The following is a 15,376-nucleotide window of genomic DNA, read 5'->3' on the forward strand; positions in this document are numbered from 1 at the left end:
AGCATTGGCGGCTTAGGCTAATACAATTACATCGCTATACCTCAACCATCGCTTTAATTACGCCGTTTGCCGGGTTTAGCCAGCTTTCAAAATTATCTTTCACCTCATCAAACTTTACGCGGTGGGTTATGTAAGTTTGGGGATCAACCAACCCTTTTTTCATCGAATTGATCACGTGTTCAAAGTCCCCGCGGGTGGCATTGCGGCTGCTCATCAGTGTGCTTTCGCGTTTATGAAACTCGGGATGGCTTACAATCAGTTCGTCGCGCTGCAAACCTACCAGCACGTACCTGCCGCCATGGGCCAGGTATAAAAACGCGCCGTTAATAGCTTTTTGATTACCGGTAGCATCTATGATTACCGTTGGCATGTCGCCATTGGTGATTTCCTTTAACCGTTCAATTACATCCTCATTTTTTACATTGATGGTGTAATCAACCTTTAAATTATCACTGCAAAAAGCAAGGCGTTGCGGGTTTACATCCGCTGCTATTACCTTTGCACCGGCAATGCGGGCAAACTCCATAATGCCAAGTCCTATCGGGCCTGCACCTATCACCAGTACAAATTCGCCGGGTTTTACATCAGCACGGCGTACACCGTGTGCGCCGATGGCAAGCGGCTCAACAAGCGCCAGTTCATCAAAGCTCAAACCCTCGCCATGAACCAGTAAACGGGCCGGAACCTGCAGGTATTCGGCCATACCGCCATCGGTATGTACACCGCAAACCTGGATATTTACGCAGCAATTTGGTTTACCGGAGCGGCAGGCTATGCAGTGCTCACAATTAAAGTATGGGATAAAAGTTACCGCTTCATTTATAGTGAATCCTTCGGCCATGCCAGGATCAGCCAGCTCTGCAGCCAGCTCGTGGCCTAATATGCGGGGGTAGCTAAAAAATGGTTGTGTGCCTTCAAAAGCATGCAAATCTGTGCCGCAAATACCAATGCGTTTTATTTTTAGTAAAGCTTTGCCCGGCTTTAGCGCAGGCATATCGGCTGTGCCGTAGTTTAACTCTCCGGGAGTTGTACAGGTTAGTATCTTCATCGGTTCAAATTTATAAGTAAACCCCTCTTTCGCAGAACAAAATTATCCGCCCTATGTGTTACCGCTTTTTTTAAATATCACCGCCGGGTACTTAATTACATAATTAAAATATGTTAACCTGTTTGCCCAATGGTTTCGGCATTACAAAAAGGCACCGATTTGCAAGCGGGGTAAACGTTCATTTTTTTTATTTACGATATCTAAATTTTAAAGGCCGCTTAACTGTGGCTTTCCTTGCTCAGTGATAGACTTGAACTTTTCACTCACTGCTTCGGTAAAGCCATTAAGCGTAGTTAAATCGGCATCCCACAGATCTTTGTTTTTGAGGATGGCATTTATTGCGGTAGTTTCATTAGCGCCTGCCCAGGTTTTGCCAAAATATGATGCGTGGTCGTCGGTTACGGTATAAGCCTCGCCGTTCAGGTTGCCGGTGTATTTACCACCGGCCGCTTCGGCAATCTGCATAAAACGTATAAACGCAGCAAAGCCAAGTGCCATGGCTTGCGGCACACTGTTATTGTTTTTATAATAATTTAACAACAGCGGAATCACCCGCATTTTAATTTTGGTGGTATACTGTACAGAGATGCTGAGCCACTCATGCCTGATATTTGGGTTACGAAACCTATCCAGTACTTTATCCGCAAAATCGGCGGCAACAGCTTCATCAATTTTGTATGGGATAGAAGGTACAATTTCGGTGAACACCAATTTTGTTATAAAACGTGTAAACTCCTCATAATCCAACGCCTCCTTAACCGTTTTAAAACCAGATAGATAAGCAACAGCGCAACTTAATGTATGCGTACCGTTAAGCAGGCGTAGTTTCAACTCCCTGAACAACTCAATATCGGGGGTAATTACAACGCCTTTATCAGCCTGTACAAAACTTAACACCTCAGCGATGCTGTCGTCGCCCTCAATGGCCCAAAGGCTATAAGTTTCAGACATAATGCTAAGATTATCGGTATAGCCTCTTTCTGTTTCCAAAACGTTGCTTAGGGCTTCATCAGGCCTGCCCGGTACAATCCTGTCTACCAGCGAATTGCAAAAATTGTTGCCGCTTTCCAGCCAATCCATAAAGGCGGGCTCCAGTTTATTGAGGTGAGCCAGTTCAAGCACAATAGCCTCCAATTTTTTACCATTATCAATTATCAGTTCTGTAGGGATAATTACCAGGCCGGTATCCTCCCGCCCGTTAAACGCCAGGTAACGCTCATATAAAATGGCCAGTAACTTAGCCGGGAACGATGCTGGCGGGTGTTTGCCCATATCTTCCTTTACCAGTTGGATGCCTACCTCGGTAGTGTTTGAAATGATTATCTGCAGGTTTTTGCTCCGGGCTATTGCCAGTATCTCTTCCCACTCGCTGTTGGCAGATAATACCCTGCTGATAGCCGAGCAGATTACCCGTTCGCTTACCTCCTCACCGTTTTCAATTCCTTTTGAATAGATGGTGTATAAGCCATCCTGCATATCAAAATCGGTGGTCGATCCTTTGTCTGTCGATTTTATTACCGCCACCCTTCCGTTAAAAATACCCTGGCGGTTGGCTTTATCAATAAAATAATCGGGTAAACCGCGCAGCAGTACGCCGGTGCCAAACTGTAACACTTTCTCGGGCAGATCGAATACATCCGGCGGCGGTAGTTCTGTTGCCGGTACATTAATTTTTCTGAGGTTATATCGTGATAATATCATATTTGGACGATGTTTTTCTTCCTGTAAACAAGATTAAAGTCGACAGGCCGTAAAAAAAAACTTTTAAGCAACTAAAACCACGCAAACGTTCCCAAAAACGGTTATGTAAAATTAAAGGGTGTGAGGATTTTGCGGGCAAGTCAAGATTTGAAACATATTTTACTCATCCAACAGATGCCGGAGATACAACGCCGGATTATCCAGGAATGATTTGGTTAGAACGTAATGTTCGGTATTTTCATAATTAGTTTCGCTGATGCCACCCTCTTCAAACTGGTAAATAGCGGCCCCCGGATAGCAGATCAGCATTGGCGAATGCGTTGCTATAATAAACTGTGCCCGCCCGCTGCGATCCAACTGGTGGATTACCGACATAAAAGCAAGAATCCTTGCCGGGGATAAAGCAGCCTCGGGCTCATCGAGGATATAAATACCCGCCTCAAACTGGTTTTGAAATAAAGCCAAAAAAGATTCGCCGTGCGATTGCTCATGGAGCGACCTACCCCCGTAGGCTTCATAAATGCGGCGGTTATCGATGGCCAGTTCGTCGATGTAGGAGGCGAAATTAAAGAAACTTTCGGCCCGCATAAAAAAGCCGTTGTTAACGCGCCGGGGCGTCCATCCCAATTGAACCAGTCTGGCCAGTGGCGATTCGTAACCTTCAAACAGGTGCCCGGTATTCAGGTTATGATTGCGGTTGCCGCCCCGCAAACTAAAGCCGCATTGCTCAGCTATGCCTTCCAGCAGCGTTGATTTGCCCGAACCATTTTCGCCTACAAAAAATGTAACATTGCTTCTTAGCCTCAGTTGTAAACCATTTTTAAGGCTGGAGATATTTTGCAGGTAACTACCGGATAAGGCCGGCAAGGAGATATGAGATAAAAACGGCATAGGCAAAGGTTTTGAACAAACTTACAATTTTAAGCCGGTTTGGGCGCTATTTGTTAACAAGGCGGGCTACCTTAATTTAAAGCAATTAACTACATTTAGCGCAAAGCAACGTTATGGGATTTTTAAGCAATCTGTTCAAAAAAGAAAAAGAAGTTTATTCGCCGGTTGATTATAACCGGGTGTTTGATAATACGGTTATTGACGGCATCCCGGTTGAAAGATTGGATATTGGCTTGTTGAATGTACCGACCGGGCAAATTATAGTTTGCGACCCTTTAGTTTTTTCTGATGCTCAGCCTTTTACTAAAACAGTCGCTCCCGGCAAATACCCGGTAACAATTTACATAGCTAAAACACCCGATGCCGGTGATCGCTACGCCGTAGCCTGTTTAGAAATAAAACCCGGGCGAGCCGAAAAGTGGGTGCTTGCTTTAACCAAAGGCCAGGATACGTCACAACTAAAAAACGAAGGTGACTATTTTGGTTTTCCTGTAGATGCAGGTTTAGGCGGCTTTTTAGATAGCCAAACTGCCGCCGTGTATGATAAGTTTCTTGATGATTTTCAGAAAAACAATCCCAACAGTAATATTTACGATGATTTTTTTGCTGCCGAATTTAAGAAAAACGCTGCCGACCAAGATGATCCAAACGATATTGGCGATTGGGTAAATTTTACCTTCCCCGGTACCGATTTAAATATAACCATGTTTCATTCGGGTTATGGTGATGGCATGTATCCGGCTTATTGGGGAACGACGAACGATGAAGAGATAGTTTCGCTGGTGATTGATTTTATGGTGTTGTTTGGGGAGTGGTAGTACAATAATTATAATTCATTTATCGTCGTTATATCGATTAATTCTTATCTTTAAATTATGACTACGATGACATTACAGGTTCCAGAAGAACTTGAAAACGATCATGACGAAACTGTACGTTTAATTGCGGCCAAACTATATGAATCGGGTAAGTTAACCCTCGGACAGGCCGCGGAAATGTGTGGGATGAAGAAATGGGATTTCGCTGAGATCCTGATTAATTATGGTGTGCATTATTTTGACTCAAGCGCAACAGCAGATCTAAATGACTTTAACCAATCCTCCGGAAAATAAAATTGTTATTACCGATACCAGCTGCTTTATTCTACTTAAGAAAATCAACGCTCTTGATATATTGCATCTTTCGTTCACCCATGTGTTAACCACTCCGGAAATTGCGGAAGAATATGGATATCCATTGCCCGTTTGGATTATTATTCAACCAGCAAATTAGTTATTACAAAAAGAATACAGTCAATATGTGGATCGAGGTGAGGCAAGCGCTATAGCCTTAGCATCCTAAATTCCCTGCGATTTTATTATTGTTGATGACTTAGCCGCGCGAAAACTTGCGAAAAAACTGGGATTATCCATAAAGGGCACTGTAGGAGTTTTATTAAATGCAAAGCAGAACGGTATTATTCCTCTGCTACGTCCATATATTGAACTTATTCAGCAAACTAATTTCAGATTATCACAGCAACTGGCTGAGCAATTTATTAAGGACGCGGGCGAATAAGGAAATGGATAATTAAAACATAAAAAGCCAATCTTCCGATTAGCTTTTTAATTCAAATATTTATTAAGATTTACGTTTAATTCGCTTCCGTATAGCTCTTAAAACTATTCAATATCGCCTGCCAGCCATTCTTCTGCATCTCAAGCGAGTTTTGATTTTCCGGATCAAAAGTAACTGCAACATCAGTTTGATCGCCGTTTTCTTTAAACTCAACGCTGGCCTGGCGACCGTTTGGCATGGTGTAGGTAAACTTTTCGCCCTCAACAATTTCATCGTAGGTAGCCTCGAAATCAAAACCGAAACTGCCGTCTTTAGCTTCCATGCGTGCAGCGTATTTTCCGCCCACGCGCATATCGTTTGATGCTGAGGGGCACTGCCATGACGGATCGGCAAAATTCCATTTGGTAATATGTTCTGGCTGGGTGTAATAATCCCATACCTTTTTAACACCGGCGTTTACCGTAGCGTTAACCGTGATTTTGTCGCTCATTTTTATTTATTTAAGGTTAGTAAAAGTTCGTCGAGTTTTTCGAGTGTGGCCATCATGCCCTGTTCCATACCCATCTGGATAACCGTTTCCAAATCGGATAACGATTTATAGGTTACAATAGTTTCAACCAACGCGTTTTCATCCTTATCGGTAAAGTTAACCAGCCATTCGGCACGGGGCAAATCCTGGTTTATTTCACCCTCGGCATTGCTGAAAGCATCCAGCGTGGTGTAATAATCAATCGGCTCGATTTTTATATATTCGGTATAGCCCCAATACTCAGTACCGCTTGGGTCAACCATGGCGTAATGCCAGTGACCGCCTTCACTAAAATCCATCGATTTTGTTTTGGTGGTAAAGGGTTTAGGCGCAAACCACTGGTCAAGCAATTCGCTTTGGGTATAGCAATCCCAAACCAGTTGCCTGCCAGCCAAAAACTCGCGCCTGATGGTTAGTGTGTTTTTTTGTTTATCGGCAATAAAATCAAACTGCAAATTGTGTTTCATTATCTATTTTTGTTTTTTTAAGGTTGATAAAAGATCATCGAGCTGCGAAAAACGCGTTTCCCAAATTTTGCGGAATTGTTCCAGCCATTTATCTATCTCTTTCATTTTGTCAATCTCCAACTGGTAATAAATCTCCCGTCCCTGGTGCTCCTGTTTCAGCAACTGGCACTCGGTTAACACCTTCAGGTGCTTTGAAATGGCCTGCCTGGTGGTATCAAAATGTTCGGCAATGGCATTCGGCGTCATGGCCTGTATGGCTATGAGGGCTATGATGGCTCTGCGGGTCGGGTCGGCAATGGCCTGGAAAATATCTCTTCTCACTTATACTTTATTTACACGCCTAAATCATATCAGGCTTTTAAAAACTGAATTACTTCCTGATCATCGGAAGGTATTTTTCCCTGTTATCAATAATTACCCAAACAACAACTGCCGCCATTATCAGCGAAATAGGTAAAGCCGATGGCGAAGTACTGATATTGGCCAACAAAATGCCTGTTAAGATAGGCACCAGTATCACTGCACCCAATGCCCTTGTTACCGGAATAATCAGCAATAAACCACCAACTACCTCCGCAGCGCCAACCAAAGGCATCAACCAGCCTATGGTCATGTAAGCCTGAAATACTTTCATCATTTCGGCAGGCATATCCTTTGGCACGGGCATGTAGTTAAAAAATTTATTTAAACCGGCGTTGATAAACATCAGGCCCGTTAGCAGGCATAAAACAAACAGTATTATTTTTTTCATGATTAAAGGTTTTTTAAATAAGAAACTAACTGGTTGCAAATATATGCGCAACTGTTCGGTTTCGCAACTGTTTTGTACAAAAAATTTTAAAAAAATAATATTTACAAGGCAGGGCTTATTTTTGAGCGATAAGATGGTCTATATTCCGGAGCGCAGCGGTGAAACGCTCTTCCCACGAACCTTTTAATTCAATAAAAGGGATATTATTATCAAATAAAACCCGCCGGTGGCTTGCATCCAAGGCATTCCGCCTTTCCAAATCCAGCCGGGTTCCATCCTGAACGTGGGGCACATCGTTTACAAGATATAAATACAGATGAGATTTGTCGACAGACGAAATTTCATCCGTTAGTTCTAACTCCTTGTCAAAAACAAACCTCGAATATGACATTGTAATATGAAGATCTGTATCCATAATGATTAGCGGATTATCCCCGGCCATGGTAGCTTTAACACGTTTTGAATGCTCGTGCGATACCCTTAGCAAATCATTATAAGTAAAACTGTTTGAGTCGGCTATTAAATCCCTACCTGCCTCAGGCACTAAACTGCTATTATAATGTTCAGCAAGCTGTTCGGATAAAGTACTTTTCCCTACAGATTCGGTGCCGAGTATCGCTATCTTAATCGCGTAAAAAGGCTTCACTGCAGCGGGCAGAAAATTCCAGTTTGAAAACAGATCACTTCTGATTGCCGAGGCTGATATGGAAAACCGTGAGCGATCAGGATCAAACGGGATATGTTTTATATTCATAAAGCCGGCAACGAAAGCACCATAGGGCTCGGACGTGATAACCACGGTGTAACCGGGAAGAAGAGTTTTAAATTGCCGGGCCCAAACTGCAGAAACCTTGCGCGAGGATTGAGAGGTATTTGGCAACTCGGATTCAAGATAATTAAAAATCCTGATCTCAAGTTGATGAATACCAGCAAAACTCTCCCCTATCCATCGCTGTCTTACGTCACCGGGTAAAACTTCCTTATCGCTGCAACAAATTAAAACGGTTACAAAATCACATTTACTTAAGGCAAAACGAATAAGCGCTTCATGCCCTTTATGAAAAGGCAAAAATTTCCCGAATACAAATCCATTAGTCATTTTTTAATTCTTTTCTCCAGTGATAAAGTCCGTATGAGGCCAGTAACAGGAAGATAAAATATTCGATACTAAAAAAATAAATCTGCTTTTTAAAATAAAGACCAACGCAAACAACATCAACCGCAATCCATAAATACCATGTTTCTATTTTTTTGCGGGATAGTAATACGGTAGCAAAAATACTGGCAACCATCACCGCCGAGTCGATAAATGGAAAAGCTGCAGGAACGCTGAAATAACGCGGTAACAGGTGGTGTATATTTTTTATTAAAACACCCACACCTACCGAACCCATTGCCATTAAAAGCAGTAATATAAGCATTGCTTTTAAATCAAGGCCGCTTATGCTGAGATCCGTTTTACCGGAATTCCAATTATACCAGCCATAAATGGTTATCACAAAAAAGTATACCTGCAAAAACATATCGGCATATAACCGCACCTGGAAAAACAATATAAAAAAGAAGAGTTCATTGAGTATGCCGGTTGGCCAGGTGAGCACATTTACAGCCGAGGCATAGTATACGGAAATTAAACCGAATACGGTGCCCAACAATTCAATGTAACTTACATGATAGTTTAAAATGGTAAAGGCCGTATTTTGTATATCGAAAAAGCTCATGTTGCAGCAATATTACTTATAGTAATTAAATTAAAGCAGATAAATATGCCGCGAAATATCATTTGAAATAGATTCAATCTTTACTTAACTCTGAAAAACAAAGTACTTTAAAATAACTTAATTTAAACACTAACTCAATCACATACAATTATGAGCAGATTTGAAGAGCTATACTACGGAGCAAAAGCCGATAACTGGTTTAAACGGTTTGTCATTTTCTGCCGGGTTGCTTTAGCAGCCAGCTTTATCCCTGCCGGTTATGTTAAAATTATGGGAGAACGTTTCGCCTCCGGTTTGCCCTCTAATAATCCATTAGGGCATTATTTTGATGCGCTGCATCTTACCGGCTATTACTATACATTTATCGGTGTTGTTCAACTAATAACAGCTATCCTCCTTGTTATTCCACGCACTTCTCTTCTGGGCGCATTAATGTATTTTCCCATCATCGCCAATATCTGCGTGCTTACCTACGCTACCCGCTTTGATGGTACCCGGCTGGTAACAATGTTGGTGTTGGCCTGTTTGTTTTTGCTGATCTGGGATTATGATCGGTTAAAACATATTCTGCCATTTAAGCAAGCTCAAACAGATCCGTCGGTGTTAAGAAACCCTGCAGGCAAGCGCCTCAGGTTTATATTTTTTGGAGGTTGCATTGCGGTGTTGGCCATCCTTATTATCGGTACATCTTATTTATATGAGATTAGCCCCGGCAATTCTGAAGAGGAATGCCGTAATCAGTGCGCTCCCGGTAAAAATGGAGCCGCATGCCGGTTTTTTTGCGATTGTATTTATAAAGAGGGAAAACCTTTGGATAGCTGCCTGGCAACTTTTAATAGAGCAAAACAGCTTAATAGGGCGCCTGCAAAATAACTGTCGATTAAACACCTCTTATTGCTGCTTAGTTGATTTTTTTTATAATTTACGCCGGTTTTAATTCATTAACCTGCGTATCCTGTTTTATTAATGAACAACAATGAGCTGGCCACAAGGCCGCACTACCCTATTTTAGATGGACTTCGCGGTGTTGCGGCCATCATCGTTGTAACTTTTCACTTAACCGAGCCGTTAGCCACCGGGCATTTAGATAACCTTGTTAATCATGGCTATCTCGCAGTTGATTTTTTCTTTTTGCTATCAGGTTTTGTTATGGGCTATGCTTATGACAGCCGCTGGGATAAAATGACTATTGGCAGTTTCTTCAAACGCCGCATCGAACGCCTTCAGCCCATGGTGGTTTTGGGGATGACCCTCGGCGCTATCGGTTTTTATTTTACAGATTCTACGCTGTGGCCACTCATCCATACTGTACCGGTATGGAAAATGCTGATTGTGATGCTGATTGGCTATACCATCCTGCCGATACCCTTATCGCTCGATATTCGTGGATGGGAAGAGATGCACCCGCTTAACAGCGTTGGCTGGTCGTTGTTTTTTGAATACGTTGCCAATATTCTCTACGCTGTATGGATCAGGAAATTCTCTAAAACAGCATTAGGGATCTTAGTGCTCATTGCTGCTATCGCACTTGCACATCTGGCCATTACCAACGGTGATGTAAGCGGCGGTTGGACACTGAATGTACCGCAGGTGCGCATTGGGCTAACACGTACCATTTATCCGTTTTTTGCCGGTTTGCTGCTTTCGCGGATAGCAAAACCTGTGCAAATTAAAAATGCCTTTTTATGGTGCAGCCTTTTATTGGCGATAGTGCTTTACATGCCACGCATTGGCGGCGCGGGGAATGTTTGGATGAATGGCATTTACGAGTCTGTTTGCATTATTATCGTTTTTCCCTTTATTGTATACCTTGGTACCGGCAGCCTGATGCAAAGCCAAACCCAAAACAGGATTTGCAAATTTTTAGGTGAGATCTCCTATCCGCTTTACCTGGTACATTACCCGCTGGTTTATTTTTATGTGGCTTGGATCAGCAATAATAAAGGCACAACCATTACACAGGCCTGGCCTTATGCCTTGCTTATTTTAACCGGAGCGATAGTTTTAGCCTGGGCAGCTTTGAAATGGTATGATGAGCCTGTGCGGAAGTGGCTGAGAAAGAAGCTTGGGTAGAGGCCGGTACAAACAAATAAGCCCGTATTGATACTCAAAAACTTATCAATGCGGGCTTATTTGCACAACTTAAAGAATGTTGATGTTCGGCTGCTTAAATGAGATATTGCTTAGTGCCTACCTGTTTTCCATTGGGTACCGTTATAAAATGTCACCCATTTTGGAAAGATAAGTTTCACCTTTTCACCATCCGGGCTTTCATGCTGCCATTCTCCGGTAATTATCGCTCCGGGCTGCAGGTCGTTATTTAAATAGCCTTGTTGATAAGCGCCTGTAGCGCCGTTCACCTTGGCCGGGTCACCTTTTTTGTTAGTCACCAGCCAGCGTACACTTAGTTTGGTAATCGCCTTGTTCGACGTGTTTTTGATCTTCACTTTAATGTTAATGAACCGGCTGCCACTTACCCGCTTAGCCACTATTGCCGCGGTTACCTTAACGGGCGCTTTTGCCAAACCCAAGGTATCGGGCTCTGGCCGGGCAGGTGGCAGCGACGCACTCTTCTTATACAATTCTGTGAGCGTAAAATCTAAAGAAGGATTGGCCAAAAAATTACCCGGATGACTTAATACATCCGATACCTGCCCGCTCATAGGTGAAAAATATCCGCTGAAAACAGCCGTATCACCATCCGTTAGTTGTCTCCTTGCCTTGTACATATCCTTGTCATCTTCATCAACCGACATGGTTAGGACGACAGAACGTGTAACATCATAACGGGAACCGGCAGCATTAGGAATGGGAATATACAGTTGCAGAACGCTTCCGTCGTTGGCTCCCAAACTTTGCCCAACAGTATCATTCATTACCACACCCAGCCATCGATCTGCCTTGAGCCCCGTCTTTTTCGAGAGCCATTGATCGATCGTATTTTTCAGGCTATCCTCCAAAAACTGCTTCCGGTCATCACTTAAGCTATCCGGTACTAACATTACCGCGCGATGAAACTGGTCAACAAAACCCTGTTCGGCGGGTGGCAATTTAACATCGGGCGAAGAAGACATTTTTTTTGCCCCGGGTTGTTCGCAGGAAAAAAGTAATAGCAGTGCAGATAGTACGAAGAAAGGTTTAGTGTTCATTAACAGGTTTTGATTAGAAAAAACGAAAATAAGTTTTTGTTAAATCATTCACATACTTATCAATCAATAAATTAAGCTCTTTGTTATGGGATACGCACTATCGTGTATCCCGTACAACGGCCCTGACTTCAAAATATTGAAGCACAGCTGTATTATTTTCTGTTGAGAGCGTAGTTTACCCTTGTAGTTAAACAGTCCAACCCGGGTGCTTACGCTAACTAAACTCCTTAAGCCGCCTGCAAGATCGCGTTCAGGCGGGCGGAAAGCGACAGCGGGTTAACAGGGTTAACACAATTTCAAATCAAAATATTCAATATCTTGATAATCATTACCATACAAACAAACAGAGGTTACATTTCCGATGTATATTCAGAAATAACAAAAAATTAAGTCACTGATAATCAATTATATATAAAAAACGACGCTTAACATTGCAGGCCTGCCGATCTGCTTGAGGAAATTATTTTACTTTAAATAACTCATAATCAATTACATGCAATATACAAGAGGGGTTAACATTATTTAATTGCTAAAATAATTAGCAATTAAATAACAAATTACCTATCTTTATTAAAATAGAACCAAACCTTATGGAAATTGAAAATACCTTAACAAATTTAACACCCTCCTGCGATAAGATCAACCGGGTAATGGGTTTACAAAAGATCACCAAAGCTGATATTGAGGGTTTTAATGAGGCAGAACGCGAATCTCTCGGGGATATCACCAACCAAGCGCTGAAGCATTTAAAAGGCGAAGAACGTGACGACTTTTTAAATAAAATAGAACCCATCATTACCCCGGCTACAAACGAACAGATCTGGGAGTATAACCACCTTGTAATTGGCAGGGCCATTGCAAAGCTAATGGGCCAATACGGCTCCATGCCCACTAAATACGCGATAGCGTATGAAACCGGCCTCAGCCGGCAAACGGTTGCCAAACACCTTACCGGCTATAAAACACACCCGCAATACCTTGCCGAAATGGAGCAGTTTAAATATATGGTTCCTAAAATACTGGCCACCATTTGCAAGCTTGCTTACGATGGAGATATCAGGGCTGCCCGTCTGTACTTTGAAATAGTGGGCGCTACTAATCAACAGCAAACCAAAACAGTTATAAACGAACAAAACAACAACTATATACAAATAAACAATACGATACTAAGCCAGGAAAACCTGAATAGACTAAGTAAGGAGCAGTTGTATCAGATTGAGAGGATTGTTAGGGAGAAGTGAGATTTTTTGGGGGGGATCAGGCACTAAAGAAATGCCAAGACGAGGAAAGCGTTCCCAGGAGCAGGTATATTTAATTTTGAACTTGCTGTGATCTCATTTGATGCTATTCGAAAGGGGCTTTAGAACAGATAAATTGGTTCGACTTATTTATTTTTTTGACACTTTCAACTACCCGCAGCCAAGCTATGCCGTTACAGGCTACGGCGGTATTGTCCTTATTTATGGGATAGACAAACGCAGGAAGTTAACGGTTTTCAGCCGTGGTCAACCCAGCCGGGTACTTTGGGTGCTATTAAACTTATTCAATGTACGTTTGGCCTGGTCCGCACTTACAAATTGAGTCATTTTATCATGTATTTCAGGAAAATGTCGTTACGAAAGAGCGGGGATGGGCTAAGCGCCGGGGCGAAAGAGAAATCTCGTACGCCATGCAAGGCCGCTATGTAATGTTGGGAAACAGGGTGTAGAAGATTTCTCCTCACCCGCCCTCTCAATCCCACCCTGTTCGTCGAAATGACAACTTTTTTAAAGATGTGTATATGTTGTAGGATCAGACGTTCAGATAAAAACTGCAATCCTTTATAGGGTTTCGCTCCACCCAAAGTACTTAATAAACCGAAAGCTGGCAGCAATGCAACCCTTGCCGCCAGCTTTCAAATTGATCAATTCATCCAAATGAAGCTATTTACCAAACTATCCCTCACCTCCATCCTACTATTAGCTATTTGCACCTTAACCCTCGCGCAGCAAAAACGGCTTCGCGCCGGTGTATGGGGCGATCAGCTCGATGGAACCTATAAAAACCCCATCATAAATGCCGATTATTCCGACCCGGATGTGATTCGTGTTGGGAAGTACTTTTATATGGTTTGTTCCGATTTTCATTTTATGGGGATGCCCATCCTCCGCTCAACCGACCTCGTGAACTGGACGATCATCAGCCAGGTGTACCATCGCCTGGATCTCGACCCGAAATACAACACCATGGAAAAATATGGCAGTGGCAGCTGGGCTCCTTCCCTGCGCTACCATAATAACCGCTTTTATGTTTATTTCTGCACACCGGACGAAGGTTTGTACATGAGCAGCACCACCAACCCGGCGGGCGAATGGGCACCGCTTACCGAGGTGAAACGCGTACGCGGCTGGGAAGACCCCTGCCCCTTTTGGGACGATAACGGTCAGGCCTACCTCGGCCACAGCGTATTAGGTGCAGGCCCCATTATCATCCACAAAATGAGCGCAGATGGCAGGCATTTGCTCGACGATGGCAAAACCGTGTACCAGGGCCCGGTTAGCGAAGGCACAAAAATTTACAAGCGCTATAACCGCTACTACATCATCATTCCGGAAGGAGGCGTTGGCACAGGATACCAGACAGCCCTCCGCGCCGACAATATTTATGGCCCTTACGAGCGTAAAATTGTACTTGAGCAAGGCAGCACCAAAGTAAACGGCCCCCACCAGGGAGGATTAGTAGAAACCGAAGCCGGCGAAGCCTGGTTTATCCACTTTCACGATTCCGGTTCGATAGGCCGGGTAGCTATGCTCGAGCCTGTACACTGGCAGGACGGCTGGCCACTGATGGGCGTTGACTTTGATAAAAATGGCATTGGCGAACCCGTTACCCAATACATCAAACCCAAAATTGAAAACCCCGGCAAAATAAACCTGATCCAAACTTCCGACGAGTTTAATACTACCCGGTTGGGCCTGCAGTGGCAATGGAACCATAACCCGGATGATAGATCATGGTCGTTAAAAAGTAACAAGGGTTACCTGGCCCTAACCGCCCTGAAAGCGCCCGACATTAAAAACGCCCGCAACGCCATTACCCAAAAACTAATGGGCAAAACCGGCGAGATTACAACCGCGTTAAACTACGCCAAACTGGCCGCCGGGCAGCGCGCGGGCCTATGCCTGCTGGGTAACTATATGCATGAAATTGGCGTTTTGAAAGGAGATTCGGGCATGGTTGTTTATGCCAATAATAACGGCCACCTGGTTACCGAACCGCTGCCTAAGCAACCGGTTATTTATTTGCGGGTTAATGTGGATATTGAACATGACCATACTACGCTGAGTTATAGTTTGGATGGCAAGGTGTTTACCCCTATCGGCGAGGTTTGTAAGTTATCGTATTTTAATTTTTGGAAAGCTGTTAGGCCGGCTTTGTTTTCGTTTAATACCGAGCGGGATGGCGGGGTGGCTTTGTTTGATTGGTTTAGGTATGGGTTTGATGGGACGGGTGGGGAGAAAATCCAATAAGGTTGATATTTATGAAGCCTGACTGAATACTCAATCAGGCTTTATAATCCTCA

The 15,376-nt window shown here is 43.3% G+C and carries 17 protein-coding genes; 7 read left to right on the plus strand and 10 right to left on the minus strand.

From position 1 onward, the window contains the following. Positions 1-34: 34 nt before the first annotated feature. The 3 genes from HYN43_RS11125 to HYN43_RS11135 all read right to left on the minus strand — a co-directional run bounded on the left by HYN43_RS11125 (position 35) and on the right by HYN43_RS11135 (position 3,640). Entirely contained in the window at positions 35-1,048 is a 1,014-nt protein-coding gene (locus HYN43_RS11125) for a zinc-binding alcohol dehydrogenase family protein (protein ID WP_119409415.1), read from the minus strand. A 207-nt stretch (positions 1,049-1,255) separates the two neighbouring features. Next, entirely contained in the window at positions 1,256-2,749 is a 1,494-nt protein-coding gene (locus tag HYN43_RS11130; protein WP_119409416.1) for a tagaturonate reductase, read from the minus strand. A gap of 159 nt (positions 2,750-2,908) precedes the next feature. Further along, complete coding sequence (locus HYN43_RS11135) at positions 2,909-3,640, minus strand: AAA family ATPase (protein WP_119409417.1); 732 nt, start codon at positions 3,638-3,640, stop codon at positions 2,909-2,911. Between the two features lie 113 nt (positions 3,641-3,753). On the opposite strand from HYN43_RS11135, the gene HYN43_RS11140 reads away from it, so the two are divergent. The 3 genes from HYN43_RS11140 (at position 3,754) to HYN43_RS30960 (ending at position 5,197) form a co-directional block, all read left to right on the plus strand. Beyond that, a complete protein-coding gene (locus tag HYN43_RS11140) occupies positions 3,754-4,458 on the plus strand; it encodes a DUF4241 domain-containing protein (protein WP_119409418.1) in 705 nt (234 codons plus the stop codon). Between the two features lie 66 nt (positions 4,459-4,524). Then, positions 4,525-4,752 (plus strand): UPF0175 family protein, encoded by a 228-nt coding sequence (locus tag HYN43_RS11145; protein WP_245447251.1) that lies wholly within the window; start codon positions 4,525-4,527, stop codon positions 4,750-4,752. Between the two features lie 247 nt (positions 4,753-4,999). Next, positions 5,000-5,197, plus strand: coding sequence for a PIN domain-containing protein (locus HYN43_RS30960; RefSeq protein WP_483466616.1), 198 nt, complete (start codon positions 5,000-5,002; stop codon positions 5,195-5,197). A gap of 76 nt (positions 5,198-5,273) precedes the next feature. Here HYN43_RS30960 and HYN43_RS11160 read toward each other — a convergent pair whose 3' ends face one another. From HYN43_RS11160 to pnuC, 6 genes are all read right to left on the minus strand, one after another. Continuing rightward, positions 5,274-5,687 (minus strand): SRPBCC family protein, encoded by a 414-nt coding sequence (locus HYN43_RS11160; RefSeq protein WP_119409421.1) that lies wholly within the window; start codon positions 5,685-5,687, stop codon positions 5,274-5,276. Positions 5,688-5,689: 2 nt separating this feature from the next. After that, positions 5,690-6,193: an SRPBCC family protein gene (locus HYN43_RS11165; protein WP_119409422.1), complete on the minus strand. Its 504-nt coding sequence runs from the start codon at positions 6,191-6,193 to the stop codon at positions 5,690-5,692. Positions 6,194-6,196: 3 nt separating this feature from the next. Continuing rightward, positions 6,197-6,514 carry an ArsR/SmtB family transcription factor gene (locus HYN43_RS11170; RefSeq protein ID WP_119409423.1) on the minus strand — a complete coding sequence of 106 codons (318 nt, stop codon included), beginning with the start codon at positions 6,512-6,514 and terminating at the stop codon, positions 6,197-6,199. A 49-nt stretch (positions 6,515-6,563) separates the two neighbouring features. Next, complete coding sequence (locus tag HYN43_RS11175; protein ID WP_119409424.1) at positions 6,564-6,944, minus strand: DoxX family membrane protein; 381 nt, start codon at positions 6,942-6,944, stop codon at positions 6,564-6,566. A 115-nt stretch (positions 6,945-7,059) separates the two neighbouring features. After that, positions 7,060-8,043: an AAA family ATPase gene (locus tag HYN43_RS11180; RefSeq protein ID WP_119409425.1), complete on the minus strand. Its 984-nt coding sequence runs from the start codon at positions 8,041-8,043 to the stop codon at positions 7,060-7,062. Next, positions 8,036-8,665 (minus strand): nicotinamide riboside transporter PnuC, encoded by a 630-nt coding sequence (gene pnuC, locus HYN43_RS11185; RefSeq protein ID WP_119409426.1) that lies wholly within the window; start codon positions 8,663-8,665, stop codon positions 8,036-8,038. The genes HYN43_RS11180 and pnuC overlap by 8 nt, the downstream gene beginning before the upstream one ends. A 150-nt stretch (positions 8,666-8,815) precedes the next feature. Here pnuC and HYN43_RS11190 point away from each other — a divergent pair, with 150 nt between their 5' ends. Both HYN43_RS11190 and HYN43_RS11195 read left to right on the plus strand, forming a co-directional pair. Next, complete coding sequence (locus HYN43_RS11190; RefSeq protein ID WP_119409427.1) at positions 8,816-9,538, plus strand: DoxX family protein; 723 nt, start codon at positions 8,816-8,818, stop codon at positions 9,536-9,538. 93 nt (positions 9,539-9,631) lie between these two features. After that, the gene (locus HYN43_RS11195; protein ID WP_119409428.1) at positions 9,632-10,738 is read left to right on the plus strand and encodes an acyltransferase family protein; all 1,107 of its coding nucleotides are present in this window, start codon (positions 9,632-9,634) and stop codon (positions 10,736-10,738) included. A gap of 110 nt (positions 10,739-10,848) precedes the next feature. Here HYN43_RS11195 and HYN43_RS11200 read toward each other — a convergent pair whose 3' ends face one another. Beyond that, positions 10,849-11,814, minus strand: coding sequence for a hypothetical protein (locus HYN43_RS11200; protein ID WP_162996422.1), 966 nt, complete (start codon positions 11,812-11,814; stop codon positions 10,849-10,851). 590 nt (positions 11,815-12,404) lie between these two features. On the opposite strand from HYN43_RS11200, the gene HYN43_RS11205 reads away from it, so the two are divergent. Further along, complete coding sequence (locus tag HYN43_RS11205) at positions 12,405-13,055, plus strand: hypothetical protein (RefSeq protein WP_119409430.1); 651 nt, start codon at positions 12,405-12,407, stop codon at positions 13,053-13,055. A gap of 675 nt (positions 13,056-13,730) precedes the next feature. Next, positions 13,731-15,323 (plus strand): glycoside hydrolase family 43 protein, encoded by a 1,593-nt coding sequence (locus tag HYN43_RS11215; protein WP_119409432.1) that lies wholly within the window; start codon positions 13,731-13,733, stop codon positions 15,321-15,323. Positions 15,324-15,376: the final 53 nt, after the last annotated feature.

The organism is Mucilaginibacter celer (assembly GCF_003576455.2).
GTDB classification, from domain to species: Bacteria; Bacteroidota; Bacteroidia; order Sphingobacteriales; family Sphingobacteriaceae; genus Mucilaginibacter; species Mucilaginibacter celer.

Excerpts from the sequence above, each read along its gene's own strand:
- HYN43_RS11125 (WP_119409415.1), bottom strand. The coding sequence starts at position 1,048 with ATGAAGATACTAACCTGTACAACTCCCGGAGAGTTAAACTACGGCACA.
- HYN43_RS11130 (WP_119409416.1), bottom strand. The coding sequence starts at position 2,749 with ATGATATTATCACGATATAACCTCAGAAAAATTAATGTACCGGCAACA.
- HYN43_RS11135 (WP_119409417.1), bottom strand. The coding sequence starts at position 3,640 with ATGCCGTTTTTATCTCATATCTCCTTGCCGGCCTTATCCGGTAGTTAC.
- HYN43_RS11140 (WP_119409418.1), top strand. The coding sequence starts at position 3,754 with ATGGGATTTTTAAGCAATCTGTTCAAAAAAGAAAAAGAAGTTTATTCG.
- HYN43_RS11145 (WP_245447251.1), top strand. The coding sequence starts at position 4,525 with ATGACATTACAGGTTCCAGAAGAACTTGAAAACGATCATGACGAAACT.
- HYN43_RS11160 (WP_119409421.1), bottom strand. The coding sequence starts at position 5,687 with ATGAGCGACAAAATCACGGTTAACGCTACGGTAAACGCCGGTGTTAAA.
- HYN43_RS11165 (WP_119409422.1), bottom strand. The coding sequence starts at position 6,193 with ATGAAACACAATTTGCAGTTTGATTTTATTGCCGATAAACAAAAAAAC.
- HYN43_RS11175 (WP_119409424.1), bottom strand. The coding sequence starts at position 6,944 with ATGAAAAAAATAATACTGTTTGTTTTATGCCTGCTAACGGGCCTGATG.
- HYN43_RS11180 (WP_119409425.1), bottom strand. The coding sequence starts at position 8,043 with ATGACTAATGGATTTGTATTCGGGAAATTTTTGCCTTTTCATAAAGGG.
- pnuC (WP_119409426.1), bottom strand. The coding sequence starts at position 8,665 with ATGAGCTTTTTCGATATACAAAATACGGCCTTTACCATTTTAAACTAT.
- HYN43_RS11190 (WP_119409427.1), top strand. The coding sequence starts at position 8,816 with ATGAGCAGATTTGAAGAGCTATACTACGGAGCAAAAGCCGATAACTGG.
- HYN43_RS11195 (WP_119409428.1), top strand. The coding sequence starts at position 9,632 with ATGAACAACAATGAGCTGGCCACAAGGCCGCACTACCCTATTTTAGAT.
- HYN43_RS11200 (WP_162996422.1), bottom strand. The coding sequence starts at position 11,814 with ATGAACACTAAACCTTTCTTCGTACTATCTGCACTGCTATTACTTTTT.
- HYN43_RS11205 (WP_119409430.1), top strand. The coding sequence starts at position 12,405 with ATGGAAATTGAAAATACCTTAACAAATTTAACACCCTCCTGCGATAAG.
- HYN43_RS11215 (WP_119409432.1), top strand. The coding sequence starts at position 13,731 with ATGAAGCTATTTACCAAACTATCCCTCACCTCCATCCTACTATTAGCT.